Below are 1,014 nucleotides of genomic sequence, written 5' to 3'. Positions count from 1 at the left end.
CAATACCCCCGCGCCAAGCCCACGCCCGCGACGTACAACTCCCCCACCACGCCCGGTGGCACCAGGCGCATGCGGCCGTCCAGCACGTAGACCCGCATATTGACGGTGGGACCGCCAATGATCGGCTCGTCCGAGTGCACGCCCAGCGATCCAGAGGTCACCCATACCGTGGCCTCGGTGGGCCCGTACAGGTTCAGCATCAGCCGACCCGGAGCCCACTGCCGGACCAGCTCGCTGCCGATCGCTTCGCCTCCGACCAGCAGTGTCCGGAACGACGGCAGTTCCACCACTGGCATGCTCGCCAGCACCGACGGGAGGATCAGTGCGTGCGAGATCCGCTGCTCGGCGAGCACGTCGACCAGCTCCGCGCCGGTCAACACCCCCGAATCCGGCGGGACGACCAAGGTTCCGCCGGCGGCGAAGGCCATCAACACTTCCAGCACAGCGGCATCGAAACTCGGTGATGCCAGCTGCAAGACCCGCGATTCGCCGGTCAGCTCGAAACGCTCCACCTGGGTCTGCGCCAGCCCGGCCAACCCGGTGTGCGGGACAACTACGCCCTTCGGACGCCCCGTCGATCCCGACGTGTAGATCACGTATGCGGCGGCGCCAGTAGGCACCTCCACCTCCGGCGACGCCTCCGGGGACCGGTGGACCGCACCCGCCACGTCCGGTTCGTCAAGCACCAGTTTCGGCGTTTCCTCCGGTAGCAGGTCGACGAACTCGGACTTCGTGAGCACCAGCGCGGCGGCACTGTCCGCCACCATGAAGCCAATTCGTTCTCGCGGGTACATCGGGTCGACCGGAACGTACGCGCCACCCGCCTTCGCCACCGCGAGGATGGCAACGATCATCTCCACCGATCGCCCGAGCAGCAGCACAACTCGCGACTCCAGGCCGACGCCGTGCGCGATGAGGCGGTGTGCGAGTTGGTTCGCGCGGGTGTTGAGGTCGTCGTAGGTCAGGCGGGTGCGGTCGTGTTCGAGTGCGGTGGCCTGGGGAGTTTTGCTTACC

General features: G+C 67.5%; 1 protein-coding gene. It reads right to left on the bottom strand.

Translation table 11 applies throughout. The features are described from left to right. Positions 1 to 1,014, bottom strand: a 1,014-nt coding sequence (locus AB0I53_RS49630; RefSeq protein WP_358618243.1) for an AMP-binding protein, incomplete at both ends; no start/stop codon positions are given.

Origin of the sequence: Saccharopolyspora sp. NPDC050389 (assembly GCF_040655595.1) — a bacterium.
Taxonomy (GTDB): domain Bacteria; phylum Actinomycetota; class Actinomycetes; order Mycobacteriales; family Pseudonocardiaceae; genus Saccharopolyspora.
This window is presented reverse-complemented; position numbering and strand designations above follow the sequence as displayed.